Source organism: Sinomicrobium pectinilyticum, assembly GCF_003725735.1.
In the GTDB taxonomy this organism is placed as follows: Bacteria; Bacteroidota; Bacteroidia; order Flavobacteriales; family Flavobacteriaceae; genus Sinomicrobium; species Sinomicrobium pectinilyticum.
Genome location: NZ_RJTM01000071.1, coordinates 13,475 through 38,535, shown reverse-complemented (window position 1 = coordinate 38,535; position 25,061 = coordinate 13,475). Strand labels below are relative to the sequence as shown.

General features: G+C 44.4%; 27 protein-coding genes. 18 read left to right on the top strand and 9 right to left on the bottom strand.

The features are described 5' to 3' along the window. Positions 1-8: 8 nt before the first annotated feature. Positions 9-314 (top strand): DUF6520 family protein, encoded by a 306-nt coding sequence (locus ED312_RS10090; RefSeq protein WP_123215886.1) that lies wholly within the window; start codon positions 9-11, stop codon positions 312-314. Between the two features lie 87 nt (positions 315-401). Here the strand turns inward: ED312_RS10090 and ED312_RS10085 are convergent, their stop codons facing one another. From ED312_RS10085 to ED312_RS10055, 7 genes are all read right to left on the bottom strand, one after another. Continuing rightward, positions 402-1,751 carry a TlpA family protein disulfide reductase gene (locus tag ED312_RS10085; protein ID WP_123215885.1) on the bottom strand — a complete coding sequence of 450 codons (1,350 nt, stop codon included), beginning with the start codon at positions 1,749-1,751 and terminating at the stop codon, positions 402-404. 15 nt (positions 1,752-1,766) lie between these two features. After that, positions 1,767-3,158 carry a RagB/SusD family nutrient uptake outer membrane protein gene (locus tag ED312_RS10080; RefSeq protein WP_123215884.1) on the bottom strand — a complete coding sequence of 464 codons (1,392 nt, stop codon included), beginning with the start codon at positions 3,156-3,158 and terminating at the stop codon, positions 1,767-1,769. 20 nt (positions 3,159-3,178) lie between these two features. Further along, positions 3,179-6,532, bottom strand: coding sequence for a TonB-dependent receptor (locus ED312_RS10075; RefSeq protein ID WP_123215883.1), 3,354 nt, complete (start codon positions 6,530-6,532; stop codon positions 3,179-3,181). Positions 6,533-6,701: 169 nt separating this feature from the next. Beyond that, a complete protein-coding gene (locus tag ED312_RS10070; protein WP_123215882.1) occupies positions 6,702-7,181 on the bottom strand; it encodes a protein-disulfide reductase DsbD domain-containing protein in 480 nt (159 codons plus the stop codon). 150 nt (positions 7,182-7,331) lie between these two features. Continuing rightward, a complete protein-coding gene (locus tag ED312_RS10065; RefSeq protein ID WP_170164493.1) occupies positions 7,332-8,540 on the bottom strand; it encodes a FecR family protein in 1,209 nt (402 codons plus the stop codon). A gap of 192 nt (positions 8,541-8,732) precedes the next feature. Continuing rightward, complete coding sequence (locus ED312_RS10060; protein WP_123215880.1) at positions 8,733-9,341, bottom strand: RNA polymerase sigma factor; 609 nt, start codon at positions 9,339-9,341, stop codon at positions 8,733-8,735. A 713-nt stretch (positions 9,342-10,054) separates the two neighbouring features. Beyond that, on the bottom strand, positions 10,055-11,752 hold the full coding sequence (locus ED312_RS10055) for a helix-turn-helix domain-containing protein (protein WP_123215879.1): 1,698 nt from the start codon (positions 11,750-11,752) through the stop codon (positions 10,055-10,057). 342 nt (positions 11,753-12,094) lie between these two features. On the opposite strand from ED312_RS10055, the gene ED312_RS10050 reads away from it, so the two are divergent. From ED312_RS10050 to ED312_RS10000, 11 genes are all read left to right on the top strand, one after another. Beyond that, entirely contained in the window at positions 12,095-12,784 is a 690-nt protein-coding gene (locus ED312_RS10050; protein WP_148044270.1) for a hypothetical protein, read from the top strand. Beyond that, the gene (locus tag ED312_RS10045; RefSeq protein ID WP_123215877.1) at positions 12,771-13,040 is read left to right on the top strand and encodes a hypothetical protein; all 270 of its coding nucleotides are present in this window, start codon (positions 12,771-12,773) and stop codon (positions 13,038-13,040) included. Before ED312_RS10050 ends, ED312_RS10045 begins: the two co-directional genes overlap by 14 nt. 44 nt (positions 13,041-13,084) lie before the next feature. Next, positions 13,085-13,921: a helix-turn-helix domain-containing protein gene (locus ED312_RS10040; RefSeq protein WP_123215876.1), complete on the top strand. Its 837-nt coding sequence runs from the start codon at positions 13,085-13,087 to the stop codon at positions 13,919-13,921. 28 nt (positions 13,922-13,949) lie between these two features. After that, on the top strand, positions 13,950-14,795 hold the full coding sequence (locus ED312_RS10035) for an RteC domain-containing protein (RefSeq protein WP_123215875.1): 846 nt from the start codon (positions 13,950-13,952) through the stop codon (positions 14,793-14,795). 282 nt (positions 14,796-15,077) lie between these two features. Further along, positions 15,078-15,356: a helix-turn-helix domain-containing protein gene (locus tag ED312_RS10030; RefSeq protein WP_123215874.1), complete on the top strand. Its 279-nt coding sequence runs from the start codon at positions 15,078-15,080 to the stop codon at positions 15,354-15,356. Then, on the top strand, positions 15,356-15,895 hold the full coding sequence (locus ED312_RS10025; protein WP_123215873.1) for a hypothetical protein: 540 nt from the start codon (positions 15,356-15,358) through the stop codon (positions 15,893-15,895). Before ED312_RS10030 ends, ED312_RS10025 begins: the two co-directional genes overlap by 1 nt. Then, the gene (locus tag ED312_RS10020; protein WP_123215872.1) at positions 15,892-16,554 is read left to right on the top strand and encodes an ATPase; all 663 of its coding nucleotides are present in this window, start codon (positions 15,892-15,894) and stop codon (positions 16,552-16,554) included. Before ED312_RS10025 ends, ED312_RS10020 begins: the two co-directional genes overlap by 4 nt. A 2-nt stretch (positions 16,555-16,556) precedes the next feature. Further along, positions 16,557-16,871, top strand: coding sequence for a hypothetical protein (locus ED312_RS10015; protein ID WP_123215871.1), 315 nt, complete (start codon positions 16,557-16,559; stop codon positions 16,869-16,871). A gap of 232 nt (positions 16,872-17,103) precedes the next feature. After that, positions 17,104-17,313: a helix-turn-helix domain-containing protein gene (locus ED312_RS10010; RefSeq protein ID WP_123215870.1), complete on the top strand. Its 210-nt coding sequence runs from the start codon at positions 17,104-17,106 to the stop codon at positions 17,311-17,313. Position 17,314: 1 nt separating this feature from the next. Next, positions 17,315-17,629 (top strand): HipA N-terminal domain-containing protein, encoded by a 315-nt coding sequence (locus ED312_RS10005; RefSeq protein ID WP_123215869.1) that lies wholly within the window; start codon positions 17,315-17,317, stop codon positions 17,627-17,629. After that, positions 17,622-18,545: a HipA domain-containing protein gene (locus ED312_RS10000; RefSeq protein WP_123215868.1), complete on the top strand. Its 924-nt coding sequence runs from the start codon at positions 17,622-17,624 to the stop codon at positions 18,543-18,545. Before ED312_RS10005 ends, ED312_RS10000 begins: the two co-directional genes overlap by 8 nt. 93 nt (positions 18,546-18,638) lie before the next feature. Here ED312_RS10000 and ED312_RS09995 read toward each other — a convergent pair whose 3' ends face one another. Next, positions 18,639-18,905, bottom strand: coding sequence for a hypothetical protein (locus ED312_RS09995; protein ID WP_123215867.1), 267 nt, complete (start codon positions 18,903-18,905; stop codon positions 18,639-18,641). Positions 18,906-19,127: 222 nt separating this feature from the next. After that, complete coding sequence (locus tag ED312_RS09990) at positions 19,128-19,775, bottom strand: N-acetylmuramoyl-L-alanine amidase family protein (protein ID WP_123215866.1); 648 nt, start codon at positions 19,773-19,775, stop codon at positions 19,128-19,130. A gap of 193 nt (positions 19,776-19,968) precedes the next feature. On the opposite strand from ED312_RS09990, the gene ED312_RS09985 reads away from it, so the two are divergent. From ED312_RS09985 to ED312_RS09960, 6 genes are read left to right on the top strand one after another with little or no spacing between them, the layout of a single operon-like run. Beyond that, positions 19,969-20,256 carry a hypothetical protein gene (locus ED312_RS09985; RefSeq protein ID WP_123215865.1) on the top strand — a complete coding sequence of 96 codons (288 nt, stop codon included), beginning with the start codon at positions 19,969-19,971 and terminating at the stop codon, positions 20,254-20,256. Next, positions 20,256-20,540 (top strand): hypothetical protein, encoded by a 285-nt coding sequence (locus ED312_RS09980; RefSeq protein ID WP_170164492.1) that lies wholly within the window; start codon positions 20,256-20,258, stop codon positions 20,538-20,540. Before ED312_RS09985 ends, ED312_RS09980 begins: the two co-directional genes overlap by 1 nt. 21 nt (positions 20,541-20,561) lie before the next feature. Next, complete coding sequence (locus tag ED312_RS09975) at positions 20,562-22,976, top strand: TraG family conjugative transposon ATPase (RefSeq protein WP_123215864.1); 2,415 nt, start codon at positions 20,562-20,564, stop codon at positions 22,974-22,976. Further along, positions 22,973-23,578, top strand: a complete 606-nt coding sequence (locus ED312_RS09970) for a conjugal transfer protein (protein ID WP_170164491.1) — start codon at positions 22,973-22,975, stop codon at positions 23,576-23,578. Before ED312_RS09975 ends, ED312_RS09970 begins: the two co-directional genes overlap by 4 nt. Then, on the top strand, positions 23,578-24,405 hold the full coding sequence (locus ED312_RS09965) for a hypothetical protein (RefSeq protein ID WP_123215863.1): 828 nt from the start codon (positions 23,578-23,580) through the stop codon (positions 24,403-24,405). The genes ED312_RS09970 and ED312_RS09965 overlap by 1 nt, the downstream gene beginning before the upstream one ends. A gap of 25 nt (positions 24,406-24,430) precedes the next feature. Then, positions 24,431-25,060 carry a conjugal transfer protein TraK gene (locus ED312_RS09960; protein ID WP_123215902.1) on the top strand — a complete coding sequence of 210 codons (630 nt, stop codon included), beginning with the start codon at positions 24,431-24,433 and terminating at the stop codon, positions 25,058-25,060. Position 25,061: the final 1 nt, after the last annotated feature.

Here is a 25,061-nt window from a genome sequence, read left to right as displayed (position 1 = left end):
CTCATATTATGAAAAAGTTTAAGTTTATTTTGCCTGTTTTGGCATTTGTTTTGGCCCTTACGGCTGCTTTTGCCATACCCGAAGAAGTTGAGACTTATAAAGTTGAGACTTCGGAACTTGCTCCAGTTCCTGCATGGTTTGGCGTACCAGGAGGTCCATGTGAACCCTGTATAGACAATAATGGGTTAACAGAAGAAGACGGCTGTGCTATTCAGCAAGGGGACATTTGTCATTGTAAGGTAAATGGTAATTCCGTTCAAGCTCTTTCTTCCCCAGAAGAGGGTTGTACTATATTAAGAAGGCCATCATCTTAATCTTATTTACCAAAAAGAGGCTGTAATGACCAGCCTCTTTTTACTCCTATAAACTTATTTAGTAAAACCATTTTCGGCCATTGATTTCTAATCTCCTATTACCAAAACTTCTACTTCTCTTTCTTCTAGGGTTAAACGCATACCATATTTTTTTTTCAGTGCTTTATCCAACGCCTTATAATTTGACACATTCGTTTCCACTTCCAAAGAAACCGGACCTTTTAAACCCGTTTCATCCAAAATTGGATAGCCTAAATCAGCATAATATGGTATCATCGTCTCCATCCAATCAATAATGTCAGGCATTGTAAATGTGTGACCAGGAAATAAGGATTGAGTACCACTAACTTTAAAGTTGACATCATCCATAATAAACATTGCTTTTTTGGATCCATTATAGCTAATCCGTAAAGTATCCGCTATGGAAAATACCAGACACTTTTTGTAACGTTTTTGCCATTGCGCTTGAAACCCAAAATACTTCTTAAGATCCAGCCTCATCTTTTCTTGTAATTCTTTTATCGGGGTTAGCTTATCCACTGTTAATTGATAATTATAACCTGGTTCAGGTTTGATAGAATCATTTATTTCCAATACTACTCTTCCTGGTCTAATCAATGTTCTATTAATGCAATAAGTGCTTGCATTATTTTTATTGGCAAATAAGTATAATCCCTCTAATGGAGCATTGATTACTGTAATAATTTCTCCTTTTTTTAATCTTCTAGCACGGAAAGGGTAAACACTATAACCGTCAATAGTGCCAGGAACTGCTTTAGTAAGTACAGATTGTGCAATTAGTCTATCTGCCAATTGCTCCTCTCCATTTCCCTGGATAAACAAAGGTTTTTGTTCATTAAATCGGTTAAAATCCCTTATTTTTGCACTATCTTTCTTTTGAGGTATGGTAATGTTTCTTCCATTAACCAAAGCCTTTAAGTTTTCCTCATCTATACTTGTTGTGACAGCACGAACTACTCCCTCTGATGAAATCCATATAATATGTGGTACAGTTTGATGTGGAAATATTTTTTTAAGGATAGTATCACCACAAACAACAGGAAGAATAGACATATTAAGCTCTAATAATTTCATCCTTTTTTCTATAAATGGTTTAACTTTTGATTTATCCCAGTAGTTGTTTATCAATATAATTTGGGCCTTTTCTTTAAATTTTTCCTGCAGGGATACCATTTTAGGCCAGGATTCGATACAAGATGCACATCCACTCGTCCAAAAATCCAGGATAACCGGTTTCCCCTTGAAATCGGATAGTTTTACGTTTTTTTTGGGGTAGTGGATTAAGTTAGTCAAGGTAATATCCGGAACTGTATCCCCTACTTTCAAAGGTTCATATCCATTGTCCACTAATTGTGCAAAAGAAAAATTGACCATGCACATAATGAAAATTATTTTTAAACTCAATTGTTTTTTCATAACGTATTTTTATTATCAGTATCCCGTATTTTGAATGAGATTGGGATTATTATCTATTTCAGGTTGGGGTATAGGCCATAATACATCGGTAACCTCCCAGCCAGATTTTATAGGACCAAATACTTCTCCTGAACGATTGGTCCTTTTTAAATCCAACCAGCGATGCCCCCATTCCGTAAAGAGTTCTACTTGCCTTTCATGTATAATAGCATCCAATAGTTCCTCCTGTGTAATAGCCGTGGTATTTTTCAATCCCGAACGGTTACGAATAATATTGATATCTTTTTGTGCCCCGGTAGTATTTCCTTGTTGCACCCGTGCTTCCGCACGGATCAGATATTGTTCTGCCAATCGGAATACCATGGAATATTCGGTTGCGTTATCTGGATCTGATTCCTGTTTTACCTTATACTTAAATGGATAATTCCAAGCACCTATCTCATTCGAGAAACTTCCTATCCAACTTGATTTCCTTTTATCTCCCGACTCAAAGGTGTTTATTAAATAATGTGATACAGCCATACTAGGAGTAGATGTAAGGATAAATAGATTTCCTTCATCAGTATGTCCTACATTTATCGGCTTGATTTGCCATATGGCCTCCATACTATTTTTCAGGAATACACCATTTAAATCCTCCATTAACATATAATTGGAGTTTTCGATTACTTTCGACGCCTGTTCTTCAGCTTGGGCCCAATCCTCAAGATATAAATATGTCCTTGCCAATAAGGCTGTTGCAGCACTTTTAGTAACCCTTACCCTTTCCTCTTCTGCATGGGCATAATCTTCAGGGAGTAGCTCCTGAGCCTCTTTAAGATCACTAAGAATCAATTCATAAATTTGTGAAATTGTGGCTCGTGAAGCCAGGCGGTTTTTCTCATAATCCGTACTAATGATTAATGGCACCTCACCCCATAAATTTACAAGGTAGAAATAACAAAAGGCCCTTATACATTTTGCTTCTCCCTCTAATAATTCTTTTACATCCGGGGTTATTCCTGTTGAGCCCTGCAGCCCTTCTAATATGGAATTTGTTTGATAAATAACCTGGTACAAGCTTTTCCAATTATTATCAATCCAAGAATTTTCTGGTATTAACAGGGCATCATAAAACCCTAAAAAATCCACATTGGTCGAAAGGTAATCCAAATCGTCAGCATTAATGGCTCCTAAAACGGTAAGGCTTGTTGAATTACCCCTGCCAAAACCATTTTTTAATTCATAATAAGTACCTCTAATAGCTGCTATCGCATTTTCATCATTCACAAATACTGTTTCACTAATCAATTCATCACTGGGTGGATTGATTTCGACAAAATCTTCACAGGAAAGGAATATACAGAGTACTAAAAATATGATGGCTCCATAAATCCTATTTACATAATAGCTGTTTATTTTTTTCATGATTCTTTTAGTTAAATTAATCAGAAAGTGAGTTGAATACCCGTAGTAAACACCCGCAAAGGAGGTAAACTTGTAGGGCTTACCTCAGGATCCAAGCCTCGATAATTGGTTATCGTCAACAGATTTTGGCCTTGTATATAAATCCGGGCCTGTTGTAATTTTAATTTATGGGCTACCTCCATCGGAAGGTTCCAGGACAAGGATACATTTTTTAACCGGATAAAGGAGGTATCCTCATAAGCATGGTCACTGGACTTCCACCTTGAACCAAATGACGTGGAAAATAAAGAGTTGGTTGCCGAAAATCTTGGAATGTCCGTAATATCTCCCGGTTGTTGCCAACGACCCAATACTTCTATTGGTTGATTTCCTCCTATTGCACTAAATCCAGGAGCTGTAAAAGCATTTCTGTATGATTGGGTTACTTGTTTTACAAACTGGAAAAAGAAATCCAATTGCAGACCTTTATAGGTTAACGAATTATTGATTCCTCCGTAATATTGTTGCCCTATCTCTTTAACGAATTGTGTATCATTGGGAGATGATACATTTTCGTCTTCATCCACATCCTGGAATTGATATTCCCCAGTTTCTTGGTTAGCACCAAGATATTGATATACTTTTGCAATATTTAAAGGTTCACCTATGACATACCTGTTTCCATAGGGAGAACCTTCCAAATTGGGATAATCAACCAATTTATTTCGGGGTATGGTCAAGTTTGCAAAAGTTCCCCAGCTAAAGTCCTTAGTTTGTATATTTCTGGTGGTCAATTCAAGCTCCCAACCCATATTTTGCACCATTGCTGGCAGATTGGCCTGCACTATTGTGAATCCTGTTATTCCAGGTAGGGAAAAGCCTACCAATTGATTGGAAGAACGGTTCCGATAATAACTAGTGGATAAGGATATTCTATCCTTAAACATTCCCAACTCCAAGCCAACTTCAAACTTCTTATTGACTTCCCAACTAAAATTCTGGTTTGCTATACGGGCAGGAATCAACGTTGTCCCTCCAAGATAAGATCCGGGTGAACTATACGTCTCCAAGTATCCATAGTCAGGTATTTGGTCATTTCCTGTTGTACCATAACTAGAACGTAGTTTACCAAAACTAAGGAACGGCAAATTGTTTTTAATAAAGTTTTCATTCGAAAATATCCAAGCCATTCCAATAGCCCCAAAGTTCCCAAATTGGTTTCCAGTACCAAAACGGGATGAACCATCTCGACGACCAGTAAGATTTATTAAATACTTTTCTTTCCAATTATAATGGATACGACCAAAAATGGCATTATAGCGATATTCCAAAAAATTATTGGAAGCCCTGATTGTTGATGCGACACTAAGATCTTCCAATAGGGCATCACTTCCAATACCCGTTGCATTTATAGTTTTAGATTCCCTTGTTACTTTTTGGAAAGTAGTTCCAACCAGAATATTTAGGTGGCCTTTACCTATAGCCCATTCATATTCTATTTGGGGCTCACCAATCCATGTATGAATACTGCTATCTACAAATTGTGCTTGTCCAGTACCAGTGGCAAAAATAGACGTTGGATCTTGAGCACTTATAGGATACAAGATCCTTTCATTCATCTTAGTGGTTGTATAGCCAAGATTAGTTTTAAGTTCAAGCCCGGGTAATATTGAATAGGTAAATACACCATTGGTAATCAAATTATCTGTGCCATTACTGTAAGAATTCTTTAAATCTACAAAAGGGGAACCCAATATACCCCAGGCTCCATTGGCAGAATTTATACTCCCATCTCCATTAAATGGTTCGGGGGCGTTTGGGGCAAACGTTAAGGCTTGGTTTGTATAATCCACTCTGGGTAGATTATTTTTGTCTTTTGAAAAATTAACCAAGAAATTTGCTTTAAAATTCTGGTTATTCGAAGTATGGTTTACATTCAGTTGTCCTGAGCCTCTTTGGTACGCAAAACTCCCTGGTAATACCGTAGTTTCCCTGTAATATCCTCCATTAAATGTATATTGGGTATTTCGTCCACCACCAGATATGGAAAGCTGGGCGTTGGTGGTTTCAGATGTGCCTCCTATCAATCGTTTTTGCCAATCCACATCCCTATTAAAATCCCAGGCACCGTTTACGTCATAATCAAAACTTCTAAACTCTGCATCATCATTGGCAAAAGCTTCCCGTTTCATCTCCAAATATTGTTTGATATTCAACAAATCCATAAAATGGGGCACTTTCCCAAGACCATGCTGAAAATTTACATCCACTCGGGTCTTGCCGACACTTCCTCTTTTGGTGGTAATCAATACCACTCCATTGGCCCCCCGGGAGCCATAGATGGCCGTAGCATCGGCATCCTTTAAGACTTCGATGCTTTCTATATCGCTTGGGTTTATTGTATTTAAAGGACTTGTACCAGCACCCGTTCTAAATATTTCACCGGCCAAATCCGTAGCCAAAGAAGTAGCGCTAAAAGGGACGCCATCTATGATATATAAGGGTTCATTGGCATCAGATCTTAAACTGTTTTGCCCACGGATACGTATCCTAAAATTCCCTCCAGGCAACCCTGTGTTTTGTTGAATATTTACCCCGGGCATCCTACCGATAGCAGCGGCCATCACATTGCCCACAGGTTGTATTGCTATTTCTTCCGAAGTAAGGCGACTTATGTTTCCGGTACGTTCTCTGTCCTTTACTTTCCAGTAGCCTGCATTTACTTCCACCCCTTCCAATGACATGATATCCTCTTCCATTTGGAGGTCTATGGGATCGGGACCATTAACAGGAATTTCAATTCTCTTAAATCCTACATAGGAAAAAGTAAGGATGTCCTTGGTCTGGGCAAGGATGGTGAATTTCCCATCAGGGTCAGACATCGTGCCCTGGTTGGTGCCTTTAATGATGATATTTACGCCGGGCAGTGGATTTCCTTCAGGGTCGGTGATAATACCACTCACTTCAAACTGCTGTTGGTTTTCCCCGGTTTTTTCTTTGGACGTCGGTGTATTATTAGGACTGGTGGTGTTCCCCTTTTTGGTCAGGATAATGAGTTTGTCACTGATACTATAGGTTACCGGGGCATCCTTAAATAAGGTTTCAAGGATGTCCTCAATTCCCTTTTTCCTTGCTTTGACACTGACCTTCCGCTCCAGGTCCAAATCCTTTTCGCGGTAAAGGAAACCAAAGTCCGTTATAGCTTCGATTTCTTCAATGACCTCCAAAACGGATACCCCCTGCATGTTGAGGGTGATCTTTGTTTTCTGGGCATAGCTTGTGGCTGCACGCAACTGAAACAAAGTGAAGACCAAAAGGAGTACTGTGAGTTTCATCTTCAAGTCTGGTTTGGGGACAGGAAAAGGCCCGTCCCAGAGTTTGGTAAAAATTTTCATAAATTTGTTTGGTTTTGGTTAACGCTAAAATCATAATCAACAACTTCGGGGAGTGTGAGCGCACTTCCCGTTGTGCTTTTCGTTACATACTAATTGAGGCCAGGCCCACAACCCATCTTTCATCTATCTTTGTATCCGTGGTTGAATTTGGGAATCCAACCATTCGTATTCACCCTTGTTTGTGGTTTTGGTCAAGGGTAACCTTAAAGTCTCTTTCCTGCGGGGTCAGGCACTGCTCATCCGAACAGGCCATAAACAAGACCGTACCTTCCACGGTTACCGGAGTTTTGGTATTCGCATTTACTTTTACGGTCTGTACAAAATGGACCACACCCTCAAAGTAGCGGGTATCAATCATAAAGACATCTTCGTACTTTTCTATGGGAATACCATCTTCTTTGGCTTCCCCTACCAATTGGATGGCAGGGGTCCCGGTAAAGGTGATTTCCGTGGGCACAGGGCCTCCATCCTCCATAAACTGGGAATAGATATGCCACGGGTGCTCCATATTGGCCGTCATAATTACCTCATAGGTATCCTTGTCTACTGCCTTAGTAGAAAACTCCCATTTCACAGGGTCTCCACTTTGCGCTCCCATACGGAGCGATAACAGCAGAACCATGAACAATATGTACTTGATATTTTTCATACAATCGAATTACTATTGAAAATTTGTTTACAGTACCATAGCGGTTTTTGTAGTTGATAAGTCCGTTTTGGGGTGGGTTTGCCCTGCCCTACCTTTGAGTAGGGTTACTGGGGCATTCCGGTATGGGGGCAGTGAGTTTTTGCTCGGTGTCTAATGCGGCGGGGTAATGGTTATGGTGTTGCCTTCCCTGACATAGTTGAATGGGGTGTGTTTTCGATAAATGTCCAGAACTTCCCCTACATTCACGGTCTTGTCCTTAAAGGTGGCGGTAAATTCCAAGGGGTCCAGTTCGGGGTATCGGTTTTCGATTTCCACATTAAAATGCCGTTCCAGCTTTTTGAGGATGAGTTGGAAAGGGTCGTTCTTAAAGTAGAGCTCGCCCCGGGTCCACGCCACATATTTTTCCACTCGTACCTCTTCCACGGCAATGTTGCCGTTTTCCATCACGGCCCTTTGACCGGGCACTATTTTCACAGGTGCGGATTCATCCGCTTCGGGCGGGTACACCCCCACACTCCCTTCTTCCAATACGGTATAGGTGTTCCCCTCGTTCCTATAACTGGTGACATTAAACCGGGTGCCGTACACCCTGGTGTTCATCTTGTCGGTAACCACCGTAAAGGGTCTTTCCTTGTCCGATGCCACAACAAAATAGGCTTCCCCGTCCAGATACACGTTCCTCGGTTGGTCGGCCAGGAACTGTACTGGAAAACGCAACGTAGAGCCGGCATTCAAATATATGTGAGAACTGTCGGATAACACTAATTCAAAATTTTTCCCATAAGGCACCTTAAGCTCATTATATGCCAGCTCATTTGTTGCGTCCTGTTGTGTATTGTTGTATTTCAGTATGTGCTTATCCTGGTTGCCCAGTGTCTGCCCTTCCTTGGTGGTGATGGTCCGGGTATCGCTTTCATCGATCACTTGTTGGCTACCGTCCTGCAATTGCAGGGTGATTTGGGGAGGGCCCGCCACCTTATGGTCTGTAAATACCCCAAAAGTGTACATCCCCAGTATGGCAAGGCCCATTACAACTATTAACCCTGATACCATATACAAGGGCAGGAACCCTGTATCTTTCTTTAGTCTGCGAACACCGTGTTGTACTTCCGTCCCCACCGTCTGTTCCTGTATGGTGTCCCATATCCTGCCCTTGGCCATTCGGACCTTGGGCTCGTTTTTCCTTATGGTCAGCAACAGGACCATTTCCCTGGCCCTGTCCATAACCGCTCGTTGTTCCGGGTATTTCTCCTGGAATTCTTTCCAAAATGAGTTGCTGTCCTCATCAGGTTCCCGGACCCATTGTAAAAAGTAGTCGTCCCGGATAAAATCCTCTTCGTTATAATGCTGATATTCCATAACCATATTACTTCTGATAAAAAGAACGCCTCTTTAACTATATAGAGGGAAAATCGTTAAATGTTTAGAAAAAAAATGTCATTATTTTTAGAAAAAATCCCTAAATCACTTTTTATCAATGATTTACACAACTTGATTTTGTCTCTTCCAAAGTCCATCGGAGTATGAGGAGGTGCTTTGCCCTGCTTGATATCACGGCTGAAACCGCTTTAAATTGCCATAAAGCTGCTCTATAGCGGTTTTCAGATGGTAGCAAACCTGGCTGTACGGCATTTTGGTGATACGGGCGATTTCCCTATTGTTCATCTGACCGTGGTATTTAAGGTGGAGAAGTTCCCGTTGTTTTAGGCTCAGGGTTTTCATGGCCATGTCCAAGGCTTTCGAAAGTTCCTCGCCTTCCTCCTGCCCCATCGGTTCCTCTGGAGGGGTTTCCCCTGTGATTTGACGCTCACTGCCATCCACCAGGGTCAACAACTTACCCCGCTTCCGGGCTTCCTCAAAGATGTTCCGGCGCAAAACGGTGTAGAGATAGGCCCTGATAACCTTTGCCTTACCCAAGCGCTCCCTTTTGGCCCACAACAGGATAAAAAGCTCCTGGATACAATCTTCCACAAGGGCCTCGTCGGGCACCAGTTTCAGGCCATAGTAATACAACGCCTCAAAGTTTTGGGAATAAATGGTCTCGAAGGCTATGGCACTTCCGGACAGGAATGCCACCCAGAGTTCTGCATCGCTGTCCGTGTGGTGCTCCCGGGGTTTCCCGGTACAGGACATATTGTTGTTCCATACAATGTCTTCCATGGCTATCCTATTAATGGGTGAAACAAGTATTGTTCCCTGCGTTTTTCAACGCAGGAATGACCAGGTGTGCCGTGGTACAGAGCGGTAGGTGGAATAAGATGGAAGCGAAACGGTGTTGATCAATGTTGGCACATCTTGGCATGGCAGTGCTGCTGCCGGTTCACATTTTTTGCAAAGGGAAAGGATTTGGGTAGGTACCAATAGGACATACTCCGGTTCCTCACAATGCAAAAACAAGAAGCGTCTTTATATAGATACATGGGACCATGACTGTATCCACTGTTCGCGGATTTCCCTTTGGGGAAGGGCCTCTTCCCGGTTCCAATGATGGACCGGAAAAACGTTTTGGTCATGGACTCCGATGGATTTCAACCCTTGGGGCCCAAAATCATTAATATGGTATGGAATAGTCCAAAGTTATGAATATTAATCAAATTTAATGGCATATTATATGACAATAAGGACAAAATCCAAGGGAGTAGTGTGAAATTCAAAAACCTTGTACACTGTAAAACAAATGGTTACCCCATTCCCACAATACAAAAGAATGTTTTGGCGACCTGATTGCCAGTTTCACCACTTTTGTGGAATGCCTTTAGAATTTGTTTTTTCTTACGTAACAGGGGAAGAGAATACATAATCTGATATTGGTATTTTCAACCTTTTGACGGGTGGACTTCCTTAATAGTTCCCCGAACCCACCAAAACCACGATTAAGCATTGCTCAGGGCCTCACTGCCCCCTTCCTGGTATGCTTCCTGCTCATCCAGGACCCTGCAAAAATTGGCCGGGGAACTGCCGGTGCGGTGTTTAAAGGCCCGTACAAAACGCTGCACACTGCTGAACCCCGCTTCTTTGGCCAGGGAATTGTAATTATACTTACGGTATATCCTCTGGTGCGTGAACAGTTCTATTATATAATCGATTTTCAGGTCATTGATGTACTCCACGATTCCCTTGCCCTTGTAATGGGTAATGATCTTGGACAGGTATTTATTGTTGGCGTTGAAGGAGGCAGCCAGTTTGACCAGGTTCAGGTCTTCCTTTAAAAAGCCCCTGCCCTCTTCAAACTTCTGGAGCTGTTTTAAGAGATCCTCAGCAACCACTGGATTGATTTCCAGTGCTTCTGGCTTGGCCTCCTCTACCTTTGCCCTTGGGACTCCATCCTTGATCTCCTGCATTAACTTTTTGAATTTCCGTTTGTCCATGCGCCGGCGATAGACCAAAACGAAGGCGGCAATGACCAACAAGCCCGTGGCGAATCCCCAACGCAGGTCACTGGCCTCGTTTTCGGCCAGGAGTTCCTCTATTTTGCTTTCCTTTTGCAGGAGTTCCCGCTCGGTATATTCCCGATGGATCTGCCCGGAAAGGTAACGGTATGTCTTGGCCAGGGACTTGTCGGCTTTTAGGAGTTGTTTGATATAGTACAATTGGGTTTCGTTATTGCCCAATTCCTCATAGTGGTCAATGAGCAGCTCATAACCTTCCCGGAGGTCCGGCCGCAAATAGTCCCGTTCATTAAAGATCTTGTCCACCTTTTTGAAATACGGTATGGCCCGGTCCGGTTGTTTCAGGGCCCAATAACTCCGGCCCAAATAGAAATACCCGACCGATTCGTTGCCAAAGTCGCCCTTGTCCGCTATTTGGGGAACCACTTCTTCCAAGGTCTCGATGGCCAGTTTGTAATTTTCCCTGAAATAATGGTTGACTCCTTCGGAATGTCTGAAATAGACATCCATGCTGTGGTTGCCCGAACGGTCGGCCTCTTCCAGTCCCCTTGCATTGGTCTCGGAGGACAACCCGTAATTGCCCATCCGGTTATAGCACAGTCCAAGGGAATGCAGGCTGTTCAGGTAGGGACGGGTATTGTGATCCTGGTAATACGCAATGCAGTCCTGGAAAAGCCGGATGGCTTCCTCATAATAGCCCAGATAATACTTGATATGGCCTATCATGTACTGCACCTTATGTTTCTGGTAGGCGTCATCGGTATGCTTCAGGTAATCATAGGCCATGATATAATGGTCCAGGGCACTGGTATGGTCCTTTTCCCCGTAATAGACGAAACCTTTCGTGAGATAGGCGGACCCGATCAATGCAGAATCCCCGGATTTACGGGCCACATGGATCATACTGTCCGCATAGGTATGCCGTAATCGTTCTTCGGAATGGTGCAGGTAGTTCTTGTACCCATTGACAATCTCCTCAACATTGTTTTCCTGTTGGGCCTTTAATAAAAACGCTTTGAGATAGCGTTGTTCACGGGTAGGGTCCTTGGTAGTCCTGATGGTATCAAACAGCACGTCATAGCTCTTGTGCATTATGGTATCGGATCCTTTTTTAGTCCGTTGTTGTGGCAATACCGCAAAAAAGGAAAAAACGCATACGGCCACATAGGTTGGTACATACATAGCTAGGGGTGTTAGGTTGGTTGCTGGCAATACCAGGAGGGAAATTTTTATTGCCAGAAAACTAATCCATTGACCGATAGCATCTGAAAACCAGATACATCCATCTTTAGGCTAATCTCAAATTTAGCAAAATCAATCCAGAATACGTGTTGTTTTAACATAAAAAAACCACACTATTATTTTCGGAAAATGTAGGTATCATTTTCGGAAAATGCACTAGCACTGCCTTGCAGCGCCCATAGGCTGCACATAGATTTGTCCCAGGATTCCAAGAGTCTGGTTCTGCTTACCCGGGTGGAATGAACCGATTGAAACCAAAATCGGACATAACACAATTACACCATGAAAACTTTGGCAATCTTTTGTATAGGTATGGTATGCCTTACCGTATCCTGTAGCCCTGACCATGAATTGAACACCGAACCCCTTGCCCTGCGCATGGAACATTCCCTTGCCGATTCGACCAGTACAACGGACAACAACGGACTGGCCGGACAATTATACCTCGAATTTATGGAACAGCATGGGACCAAAAACATTTCCCATTGGAGCCTTGACGACATAGACCGGGAAGTACGTTCCCTGTTCCGTGAACACGGCCATGAGGTATCCGTCGCTGCGAACAGACCTCTCTACGATACCGGGCCCACCAGTGATGAAAGCTTTGAAACCGTTCTGGAAGGTTTTACCCTTTCGGAACCTGCACGGGCCAGCCTTTTGGCATTTCTGAAAAACCTTGCAACGTATCCACCCAACAACTCCAACGGTCGGGAGGACCTGGTTCTCTCCTATGGTTCAGAAGTGGCCCAACAAACTTCCTGGACCGAGGAAGACCGGAGGGTCATCATGTCTGCCATCTCAATCATTGGCCAGACAGACCTAACGCTATATGCAGAAGATGGGGACCGGGAGGACGAGGACTGGGACATAGGGGTCGGGAACAAATCACCCGTGGTCGCCAACGCTTTGGAAAATACGGTGACCGTGGTTACCCTGGCTGTCTATTACACCTCCCGTTATGAGCCTTTTTGACAGGTTTTACACCGAACCCTATGTAAAATTGGGGAACAGGCTGCTCAATATCCTCCTGGCAGCGGTCATCTGTTGTAACCTGGTCAACCTTTATTTTGTCTTTGACCTGTATGGTTATCATGAGATTATCAAGTACCTACCCGATAATTCCATGAAAAGCCAATCCCCGAGGAACCTTGCCATCCCATTGTATTTGAACAGCCTGGCTAACATGCTGCTCCTGTTCATCTGCCTGATGGCCCGGCTTTCACGGTAACCAAACCAACAATCCAACATCCCAAATCTGACCCATCAACCGTTATGGAAAAGGCACTACCCCGTCCCTATTCCGTTGTTCATATAGACCTTAAGGACCCCATCCGGAAGCTGAAAAGCATACTGGAGGAAAACCGTTTTATCCTTTTACTAGTGGACAATGGCTGCCTGGACATCGAAAACGATAGGGACAGGGTCACCCTTAATTCCAGGGATCTTTGCCTGTTGGCCGGTATCCTGCCCAAAAAGGTACAAATCAGTAAACATACGACTGCCCTATGGGCATTGTCCCTGAACCCTGACCACGTTTATGGAAAAGGATTGTTCCGGAACACCCCGGCTTTGCTCTGTTTTCTGGAAAACCTGGGATTTTCGAAGATTTCCTTGAACGCCATGGATGCCACCCTGCTGCTTCAACGGCTCAGGTTTTTGGAGGCCTTGCATCACAATTCACGGTATAGCAATCAATGGCACCGGGAGATTCGGTCCTTTTTGCAGGAACTGTGGGAAATCCATATGAAATATGTCCCGGAAACCCTTTATGAATGGCAACATACCCAAGTCCTTGCCTTTAAGTTCTTACAGGTGCTCGAAACCCATTTCAGAAGGTACCATGCCGTGCATTTCTATGCGGACGCCCTTTCGGTGAGCCCGGATTACCTGACCAAAGTGGTCCGGGACATCACGGGTAAAACGGCAAAACAATGTATTGAGGAACGTTTAGTCGTTGCCTCCCTGAAAATGCTACGGAAAAAAAGCTCCATTACCAGGATCTGGAATGTATTGGGTTTCAAGACATCATCACATTTCAGCTTTTTTTTCAAAAAGCATACCTCCCTTACGCCATCGGATTACCAACAATGGGCATTACGGGAGAAATAGCTATGGGGCCTTTAAATCGTAATGAAAAATGGACGCCCATAAATACATATTGCAAAAGCTCAATGAGGATCTGGACCTTTTGGAACAGGAAACGGAAGATGTGCTGGAAAAGGCCGAAAAAGGAATACGGTATTCCCGGTTGGCCATGCGGAACATGAGAAAACAGGTATTGGAAAACCCTTTTGCTTCCAATTCGGACGAAATTACCTTTTTCAAAAAAATAAAACCCCGGCTGTGCAGTAAATTGATCTATTACGCCAAACTCTTCAATATAGTAAGCAAACGTCCCAGGGGAAGCAACAAGTCCCAGGTCAAATACTTCTATAACCATATCCGAAAGTTGCAGGACTATTTTCACGACAACCTGGAATTCTATCACTATTATCGCCGTAACAGCACCTATTTGGACCAGCAGTACTTCCTCCGTGGTAAGACGGATGTCCGCCTTGGCCTGGATACCCATTTTTGCTTCTCCGATGAAGAATTCTCTACCAGCCACGACAATACCGTGGCCACCATTCTGGCTTACGATATGCTTATCGTCCACCTGAAATCAGAAATTGACAAACTGGAAAACTATAACGGCATGGAACCACAACACAATCCCTTTGACAAGACCACCAAATTCTTTTGGACGGGCAACAAGGTCGATCTAATCGAAATGATCTACTCCCTGCACAGTTCCGCGGTCGTCAATCACGGAAAGGTGGACATCAAGGAACTGGCCTATGCCTTCGAACAGCTCTTCAATATCGACCTGGGGGACTATTACCACAGCTTCCTGGAGATACGTTCCCGCAAGATCAATCCGACCAAATTTCTGGACCTTCTCAAGGCTTCCCTATTGCAAAAAATGCAGGAACTGGACGGCTAAAAAAACACCCAACTTGGGTACATCTTGGGTGTTTTTTACAAATAGGCCGTGTACCATATTTTTTGATGTGTTTTGGGACGGTACGTGACTATCCCTTTGGGCAAAAAACATCAAAAAGGGTACCCATAAAATGGGCGAAAAAAAACACCCAACTTGGGTACGTCTTGGGAAAAAAATCCAACAAATCCCATCAAGTTTGTACAACGAAAGTCAAATCAGCTGAGGGGCCACCAAAGTAGGTGACAGTACAGCAGTGGTCCCTTATCACAAAACCGTTTTATTATGGGAGCATCGATCGTTACTACAGAAGACCTGATGGAATTCAAACTGGAACTCCTGGACGACATCAAGCAACTATTGCAAAACCACAACGGCCATCCCCTCAAAAAATGGCTCAAATCACCGGAAGTCATGAAGCTGTTGGGCATATCGTCCGGAACCCTCCAGAATTTGAGGATCAACGGTACCCTTCCCTATACCAAGGTCGGGGGAACGCTCTATTACGATTATGAAGATATAGCACAATTGATGGAAAACAACAAGGTAGCCAACACGTTTTGATGGAGGACATCAACTATATCAAACATCTGAACGGGGTATTTGAACAGTTTGCCAGGGACAGCCGGCTGAACCCCACCCATATCAGTCTCTATGTGGCCCTGTTCCAATTGTGGAACATCAATTTCTTTAAGGACGGGTTTTACATCAATAGGGAGGAAGTGATGGAACTTGCCAAGATCGGTTCCAAGTCCACATACCACCGCTGCATCAAGGAACTGAGCCATTGGGACTATATTCTGTACACGCCCTCACATAATCCCTTCAAGGGGAGTCGCATCAAGATGTTCGATTTTGGGACAAGTACTGGACAAGTAGTGGACCTAAGCCGTACCAAAATCGGGACAAGCAATGGACAAGCAGTGGTACCTATAATAAAACATATTCAAACTATAGAAAACAAAACAAACCACAACAAACCGCCGTTCTTTAAAAAAAGACACTTCAATGGCTCGAAAATAAATGGCAAACCGGGGTCAAGTGTCCCATATCCGGACAACCTGGGAACCAATTCCGATAAAACCTACGACGATCCCCTATGAGCAACAAGAACCCACATATCATCATCGAAGGCGCTGTACAATACCCCCTTGGAACACTTAAGGGGAAATGTATCCAATACGACTTTGACAAGATGCTCATTTACCTGGATGCCAAGGGAAAACTCCTGTTCGGCAGGAACTTCAAGATCCACGAGGAAGACCGGGAAATCCTATTTAAGCTATGCTCCTACTTTATCGGGGACAGGGGTGTCTGTGACAAATTCGGGATCGACACCAACAAAGGGCTCCTGCTCACGGGACCGGTGGGCTGCGGCAAAACTTCACTGATGCGCCTGCTCCGGCACATGGTGCCCCACAAACGGCCCTATGAGGTCATCCCCACACGGAACATCGTGTTTGGATTCAACAACATCGGATATACCGTCATCGAGCATTATGGCGACCGTAGGTTCTATTGCCTGGACGACCTGGGAGTGGAACCCACCGGACGGCATTTCGGCAAGGACTGCAATGTCATCGGTGAAATATTGCTCTCCCGATATGAACTCTTTATAAAGCACAAGGTGAGGACACATGCCACTTCCAACCTCAATGCGGAGGAACTGGAAGAGCGTTACGGCAACCGGGTACGGAGCAGGATGCGGGAGCTCTTCAACCTGGTGGCCTTCAGTGCAAAGACCAAGGATAAAAGAAAATGACCATGGACAGAAATGGATTATTGAACATCTACGAACAATATTATCGGAACGGCAAAAAGTATGGCTTTTACCTGCGGGAAAGCACCTGGCAATCCATCGGACAGGTACTCTTTATCGTAGGCATCCGGGAAGGCGATGGCCTTCGGGGAAACCCGCCCTATTTCAACAATCCCAAAGTCTATGTAAAACTCTACTATGCCAATTCCATCGGGGAAATTGACGACTCCACCAGATACAGGATCATCAGGATTATGGACGGAGGTACTTACCGGTACCAACCCGTGGATAGGAGTTTTACCATGCTTCCAAGAAGATAACGCTATCTCATGGCATTAGATACACAATAGTAAAAGATCATCATTACTATTATTTTGAATTTGCTATTTTTCCCGCTATGCCGGTAATTATAGGTTTAAAATTGCCTATCCCTCAATCTTCTGCTCTCTGACCTTTAATTTTACCGCTATAACAGTAAAAAAAGAATGTTTTTGCAAATTATATACATTCTCAATATTAAATTACGTATTTTTACTGCCTAAACAGTAAATTATGAATGATTTCGAATTAGGACCTATGGTAAAAGATCATCGAAAAAAAGCAGGGCTTACACAACTTGAATTGGCCAACCTGGCCGGAGTTGGAAAAACCACCGTTTTTGATATTGAAAAAAATAAGGAAACCGTTCGTTGGAACAATCTTCTAGCAGTGCTCCGGGTTTTGAACATTAAAGTGGAATTTAAAAGTCCATTGACCAAATAATATGAGAAAGGCGATTGTATATGTTCACGGAAAAAGAGCAGGCGTGCTGACAGAGGTTTCCCCTACCGAATATCATTTTGAATACGATGATCACTACGAGGGAGAAGCCATTTCATTGACAATGCCCGTTGGTCAGAAAAAATACAGATATACATCATTCCCACCCTTTTTTGAAGGTGTGTTACCTGAAGGTATCATGTTGGAGGGATTGCTTAGGATTGCCAAAATTGACCAGAAGGATTATTTCTCCCAATTGGTGGCAACGGGAGCCGATCTGGTAGGTGCGGTAACGGTTAAACCTGCGGAAGATGAATAGATGTCCCATCACATACGAATTATGCGGTACTGCTAAATATAGCGAGCGAGGACTTAAAATGATCTCACCAAGGTTAGACCATTTAAATGACTTGCCCTTTACCGCTGCTGAATTGAGACAAGAAGCGGTAAACAGGGCAAAGAAGCTATCCATACAAGGGGTACAACCAAAATTGAGTGCAGCGGTTTCCGTAGTCGGTCAGGAATTTAAAATTGTGGACCAATTTGGGACCTATATCATAAAGCCTCAAAACGATCTATTTCCACAATTGCCGGAAAATGAAGATTTGACCATGCGCATGGCCAAGGTATTTGGCCTGGATGTACCCTTTCATGGGATGGTATATGCCAAGGATGGGAGTCTGTCGTATTTTGTAAAGCGCTTTGACCGCTACGGTAAGGGTAAAAAATATGCCACGGAAGATTTTGCGCAATTGACCGGAAATACAAGGGATACAAAATACCGGTTTACCATGGAAAAACTGGTTCCGGTGATTGAAGAATATTGCTCATTTCCCGCTATTGAAAAGGCGGATTTTTTCAAACGGGTCATTTTCTGTTATGTGACCGGCAACGAGGACATGCATTTAAAGAACTTTTCCCTGATCACCAAAAACGGTAAAATAACTTTAACTCCAACCTACGATCTATTGAACTCTTCAATTGCCATAAAGAATCCCGAGGAGGAAATTGCTTTGACACTTAAAGGAAAGAAAAGTAATCTGAAAGCTTCTGACTTTACAGACTACTATGCGAAAGAGCGATTGAAGTTGAACGACAAAACAATCGCAGTGATTCTGGAGCAGATGCAAAGAGCAGTACCAAAATGGAAGGAGTTGATAGATATTTCTTTCCTTTCAGAGGAAATGAAAGAGAAGTATTTCAACTTACTGGAAAACAGATTAAAAATGTTTTGATTAAATTGTAATGTAGTTATCGGTAGCAGCCATTTTAAGCTAACAGAACAATCGTCGTGGACAAATTCATTACAGGGAATCGTCCTCCCCCCTTTACGATACGATCCTTCTTCTTTTTCGAATTTCAGTCCGGTGTTTTTTACAAAGGTCCAGATGGAGCGTCCTATAGGTGGCCTCCTCAATTTCCAAGTTGACTTCCCACTGTTGCATATCATCCCGATCGCCCTGATTGGTGGACCGGAGATCATATACCATATATTCCGAACATGTCGATCCGGTCAAAGAATCCACTGACCTCCGGAAGAGACCGATGGCTTCTTCACCCGCACAGAATACATACCTGCTTTCTTCCGTTGCCATGGTGCTTTCAAATTTGCAAGACCAACATAATGAATTATTTATGTTTTTGGGTAGAAAAATCTACCATGGGTCATATTATTGGACAATGGGTAGGAAAACCCTATGGTTTTGGCAATAGCTGATTGCCATTGCCTTGTTCTCGACCAGATAAGATCATAGGTATCAAAAGGAACATAACAATACCTTATATGCTAAACAACGTTCTGTTATAACTTCCGAATATTAGTTTGATATTGCACAATAATCCTCGACCCCAATTAAAATCGTCAAGGCCAAAGCCCTGGTACTCTTCCATTCCAACAAATATTCGGCTTCATCCCCATGGGACAAGAACCCCAGTTCCACCAACACTGCCGGACATACCCTCGCAGTTTCCCGCAGCACCTGAAAATCGGCAAACTTTACCCCACGGCTCTTAAACCCCAATTTCCCGTTCAGTTCCTTTTGCAGTCCATAGCCCAACCAAACCGAAGTATTTGAGATAGGGTTTTTTCCTTGATAAGCATACACTTCCACCCCGCTGGCATTGGGATTAATGGAACGGTTGCAGTGCAGGGAGATGAACAGGTCTGCTTTAAGCCCTTTGGCCAATTTGGCCCTGTCCGAAAGGGACACCAAAGTATCCCTGTACCGGGTCAGATAGATATCCATCTTGTCATTAAAAAATACCTCGTTCAGGTTGACCATCTCATAGGCCACTTGCAGTACAATATCCTTTTCCATCATTCCATTTATACCTAAGCCCCCGGAATCCATTCCGCCATGCCCGGGATCTATGACCACAATTGTTCTTTCGGATAGACTTTGACCGAAAATGGAGCAGAATTGCAGGACCAAAAGGAGGAAAATGACGTTTTTGGCAGTTTTCATGCGTTTCGATTTTTAGGTTATCAACAAGTGCCTTCGGAATTTCCATTATATCTGATGCCAATCGGCAGCAAAAAAAACCAATCCGTTCCAAATAATATTTTATTCACAAATACCTGATTATCCGTTATTTACAAGGATTAATATAGTACTTTTTTCATAGCAAAAAACCAGTTGAACCTTTAATTGTTTTGATATGAAAAAAGCACTGTTTCTTTCCCTGACCTCATTTTTTGTTTCCGGAACCGTTTTGGCCCAGATCGGGGGCATCGAGGATTCGGTCAATGATATTTCCAGCACCATCCGGACCATTTTCCCCATCATCCTGGCCGTTATTTTTTTGGTGGGCTTCCTGTTCAATGCCGGGCATTTCTTCGGGGAGAACGCCGACCTAAAAAAAGGGATTACCCGGGTTTTGGTCTTTGTACTGATAGCAGGTGCCGTAGTGGGCATTTTCACTTATCTCATGGGTATTGTGGTCTGATGAAAAAGTTTACTCCCTATAAGAACGTACGGAAACAAGCCATGGTACTGGGACTGCCCCTGCCCTATTTCGCCCTTCAGATGATCTCGGTAATAGGCTCCCTCTTGGTCATCATTTTTTCCTTTAGCCTTGGGGCCATTGCAACCGTATTGATCTGGAACGTGTTGTTATATGCCATTTTGTCCAGGCTTGCCCAAGACCCTGGAATGTTCCATCGACAAAACGTATTTCCGCAGACCATCAGCAACAAGAAAACAAGCTATATGTTCTATGAAGACCCATAATGGGCATTAATAAAAATTGCCATGCACAAAATCAATTTTTCCGCACATCACCCTATTCTGGACATACAGGGCCATACCGTTTTTGCCTCCAATGGCAATGTCCTCCTATGCTATAGGATTTCCCTGCCCGAAATCTATTCCCAGTCCGAAACGGACTTTGACGAATTGCACGCAAGCTGGTTCCAGGCCTTCAAATCCCTTCCCTTCGGAACGGTGATCCATAAGCAGGATATCTACAGAAAAGACCACTATGCGGCAGATAAACTTCCCAAACAAAGCTTCCTCCAAAAGGCCACATACGATCATTTTAAAGGGAGGCCGTACATGCAGCACCAAAGTTATCTGTTCTTTGTGCTGCCCTTGGAAAAAAACCTGAAAGCCTCCAAGTATGTCAATCCGTTCCGAAGGGTCGAAAACGGTATCCATAGAAAACTCGACCATCGGGTACTCGAATTTGTCGGGGCCGTGAACGATGCCGTTTCCTTTATCAACAACAGCAGAAAAGTGTCCATCGAACCCATTGGTGAGGAAACGATTCTGGGAGTGACCCACGCCTACTTCAACGGCTTCAACGAGGGTTTTGATACCGACATCCAACTGTCCAAAAAAGGTGTGGCCATTGGCGATCACCATTTTGATGTCCTGGCCATCAACAGCGAGCGTTGTTTTGGGGAATCCCTGCAAAGCAGCAAGGTCAATGAAAAATTCACCTCGGATGATTTTACCTTCCACCAAGGTTTTATCGATGGGCTGGGACTTGACCTGAACGAGGACCATATTGTCAACCATTTCCTGTACCTGGATGACAAACACAAATGGCGCAAATTGTTGGAGAAGAAGATCGAAGAGCTCAGCAAGAGCTCCAACTTCGGAACACAGAACAAAGTGGTGCTGAAAAAAATCCGGCATATCGTGGACCGGATCAACGAAGATGACAGCTCCCGTATCATAAGGGGCCATCTCAACGTGGTCTTTTGGGCGGATGATTCCGCACAACTGGGCAGCATCGCTTCAAAGATCAAAACAGAGTTCAAGGAACTGGATATGTTGCCCTATTATCCCAGAGGAGAAGAACGCAAGCATTATTTCCTGAACTCCTACCCCTGCTTTGCCTCCAACTTTTCAGATGGGGACCTGTATGTGACCGACCTGAAGCACGCCCTCTGCCTATACATCAACAACACGAATTACCGATCGGATGCCACGGGCATCATCTTCAATGACCGACAGCACAACATCCCCGTCCTCAAGGATGTATGGGACGAAAAAAAGAGGCGTATCAAGGCCCGTAACTTTGCCATCTTTGCCCCGACCGGGGAGGGTAAGTCCTTTTTGGCCAATAACATCCTGCGCCAGTATTTCGAGGCCGGTGTCCGTTTGGTCATTATCGACCTGGGCGGCTCCTATGCCAAGTTTGCCAAACTATACCCCGGAAAGCACACTATTCTCCGCTACGAACAGGGCAAGAACCTGGGCATCAACCCTTTTTACATTTCAGGGGAAGCCGACCTGACCCCGGAACGTCTGGAAGATCTGGCCGTTTTCCTGTTGGAACTCCTGGCCGAGGGCAAGCAGGTGTCCAAGGGCAAGGAAGTGGCCATGAAAAAGGTGCTGCTGCACTACTATCGACAGGTCAGAAAGTCCCATTCCCTGGCTTCCCTCTACGCCTTCGTGGATGCCAACAAGGAAACCCTTGTCCGGGAACTGGGCATTCAGGAGGCTCATTTCAGTATCTATGACTTTCTGCACATCCTATCGGAATATGTGGAGGGCGGACTATATAGTTTCCTCTTCAATGTGGGCGAGGACCAGACCTATAAGATAGAGGATAAAAGGCTTATCGTCTTTGAACTGGACGAGGTCAGGGACAACAAGGAAATCCTTTCCGTCATGCTCAAATTGATCAAATCGGCCATCCAGCGTACCATATGGCGGAACCGCTCCGAACGGGGCATCATCCTCTTCGACGAGTTTGCCAAACAATTGAAGTTCGGAAATGTGCTTGAATCCGTGGAATTCTATTATCAGGCCATCCGGAAACAGAACGGGGCCATCGGCATCATCCTACAGTCCATCAACCAGCTGCCCCAGAACAGTACTTCCGCAAGTATCCTGGAGAACACCCAGGTCATCTATAGCCTTAGAAATGAAAAGGGCTATGACGAACTGCAAAAAAGGCTCCACCTTTCCCATCACGACCTGAACCAACTGCGTTCCATCCGCAACAACCTGACCGGGGACCGAAAATACACGGAAATCTTCATCAAGATCGGAAAGGAGAGCAACATCTTCCGATTGGAAGTGCCCCCGGAGGTCTATACTGCCTATCTCACTGATGGTGCTGAAAACGAGGCCATCCTACGGATCTATGAAGAGACGCAAGATATGGAGCGGGCCATTCAAGAATTTTTAAATCAAAAAAACACTTCAACATGAAAGTATTCAAAAAATATACCATGGGTAAATATACACTAACCCTGATATTGTCCCTGACCCTGGCTCTTTTCCTTCCCGGACGTGCTATGGCCCAAGGCATGCCAGTATATGACAATACCAATTTTGTCAGCCTGGCCAAACAGCTCATCGAATCCGCCAAACAGACCTCCGAACTGTTGAAGACGGTGGAATTCCTGAAGCAGCAAAAGGAACGAATCGAACAAGTAAGCAATGTTATCCAACAACTGGATGCCGTGGCCCAACTGATCCGGAACAACCAGCAGCTGTTCCAAATAGTACAGGGGGACCTGAGGGACATCCTTAACTCCCCCTATATCAGACCGGACGAAGTGGACCGGGTCACGGCATCCTTTGAAGAGATCCTGGAACGGTCCATGGAAAGTGTGGACTACATCGAAAGGATATTGACCAGCGACTACCTGAAAATGACCGATGCGGAACGTGCCACGGTATTGAAGGACCACGAGGCGCGATCGGATGAAATGGTCGCCGAGGTGTCCAACAGGGCACGGCGGTACAAAGAGATCATTTCCTTCCGGAAAATGCAGGACAGGATCAACAACCGCGAAACAGGCTTCTGATGAGCATAGGATTGGAATATGTGGACACGGTCTTCCAGACCATCAAGAACAGTGACTTCTCCCAATACACCATCACGGGGATGAAGGCACTGGCCGTGCTCTTTTTCCTCATCAACATCCTCAAAAAATACAATGAGGGCGTGGCCACCACCGACGGACATACCTGGGGCCTGACCCCTACGGAACTGGCCAAGAACTTTGCCATCGTCCTTTTGGTGATCTTCTCCACCCAGGTGCTGGGTGTTTTTGATGCCATCCTAGTAGCCATAGAGGCCCAGTACAGGGACACGGCCCCGGCACTCCTCCCGTTACAGCTACAGGACGTGGACCTGGAACAGGATGTGGGTGCCCTGGAGGCCGCCAAAAAGGCCATGGCCATCCTTTATGAGGCCTTGGTCACTCCCCTTTATGGGTTGAAGATGCTGGCCTTTATAACAGGGGTTGTCCTTTGGCTTCTGGATCTATACATCTATCCCCTTTTCCTGGCGGAACGGTATTTTTTACTTGGTATCATGCAGGCCTTTTTTCCATTGGTGATCAGTCTTGCCGTGTTTGAAAAGTTCCGTACCCTGGCTTATACCTTTTTTAAGCTCTATGCCGGGGTATATATGTTGGTCCCGGCATTTTTCCTGGTCAATGTCTTTGTGAATAACCTCTATACCGAAATCAATACCCACTTCTATGAAGACCTGTTCGGTACGGATTGGGGCAGTGAATTTTTCGCCCCGGTCGTCGAATGCACCTCCATAGGATTTATTGTGTTGTTGAAATTTAAACTCTACCGTAAGGCCAGCACCTTTGTGCTCAGGCTTTTTACGGGAGGCTAAGCCTTAATATAGAATTGGAATGAAAATGAAGATACCCTATAAAAATATCTATGATGTATTAAGGACGAACCGCTTTATCGTCCTTTCCGTGGTCATCTCTTCGGCACTGACCTGTGTGGTGTCCGTCCTCTTGGTCATCCAACTCCACCGGGAGAGTACCAACAGTGCCTTTGTCGTGAATGAGGACGGTACGGTGGTGCCCCTGCAACTGGTCTCCCAGCGGGAAAACCTGGCCGTGGAGGCCAAGGCCCACCTGGAGCTCTTCCACCGCTATTTCTACGGTATCGATGCCAGTAACTATGAAAGAAACCTGGAAAAGGCCCTCTGGCTGGGGGATGTTTCCGTCACAGACCTCTACCGTCAGAAACAGGCCGAAGGGGTCTTTAACCGCCTGTTGCAATATTCCCTGGTACAGGAAGTGGTCCGGGTGGAAAGCCAGTTGGAACTTCAAAGGGAACCGTACCGGTTCCGGTCGGTGACCCTCTTCAAGATCAACCGTGGTTCGGTCACAGATACCTATGAACTGACCACCACCGGAAAGCTGGTCCACGTGGACCGGAATTTCCCCCACAACACCCATGGGCTGTTGATCACCGAATTTTTTGAGAACTCCTTAAGAAGGATACAGACCGATGACAACCAAAAAAGAAAATAAA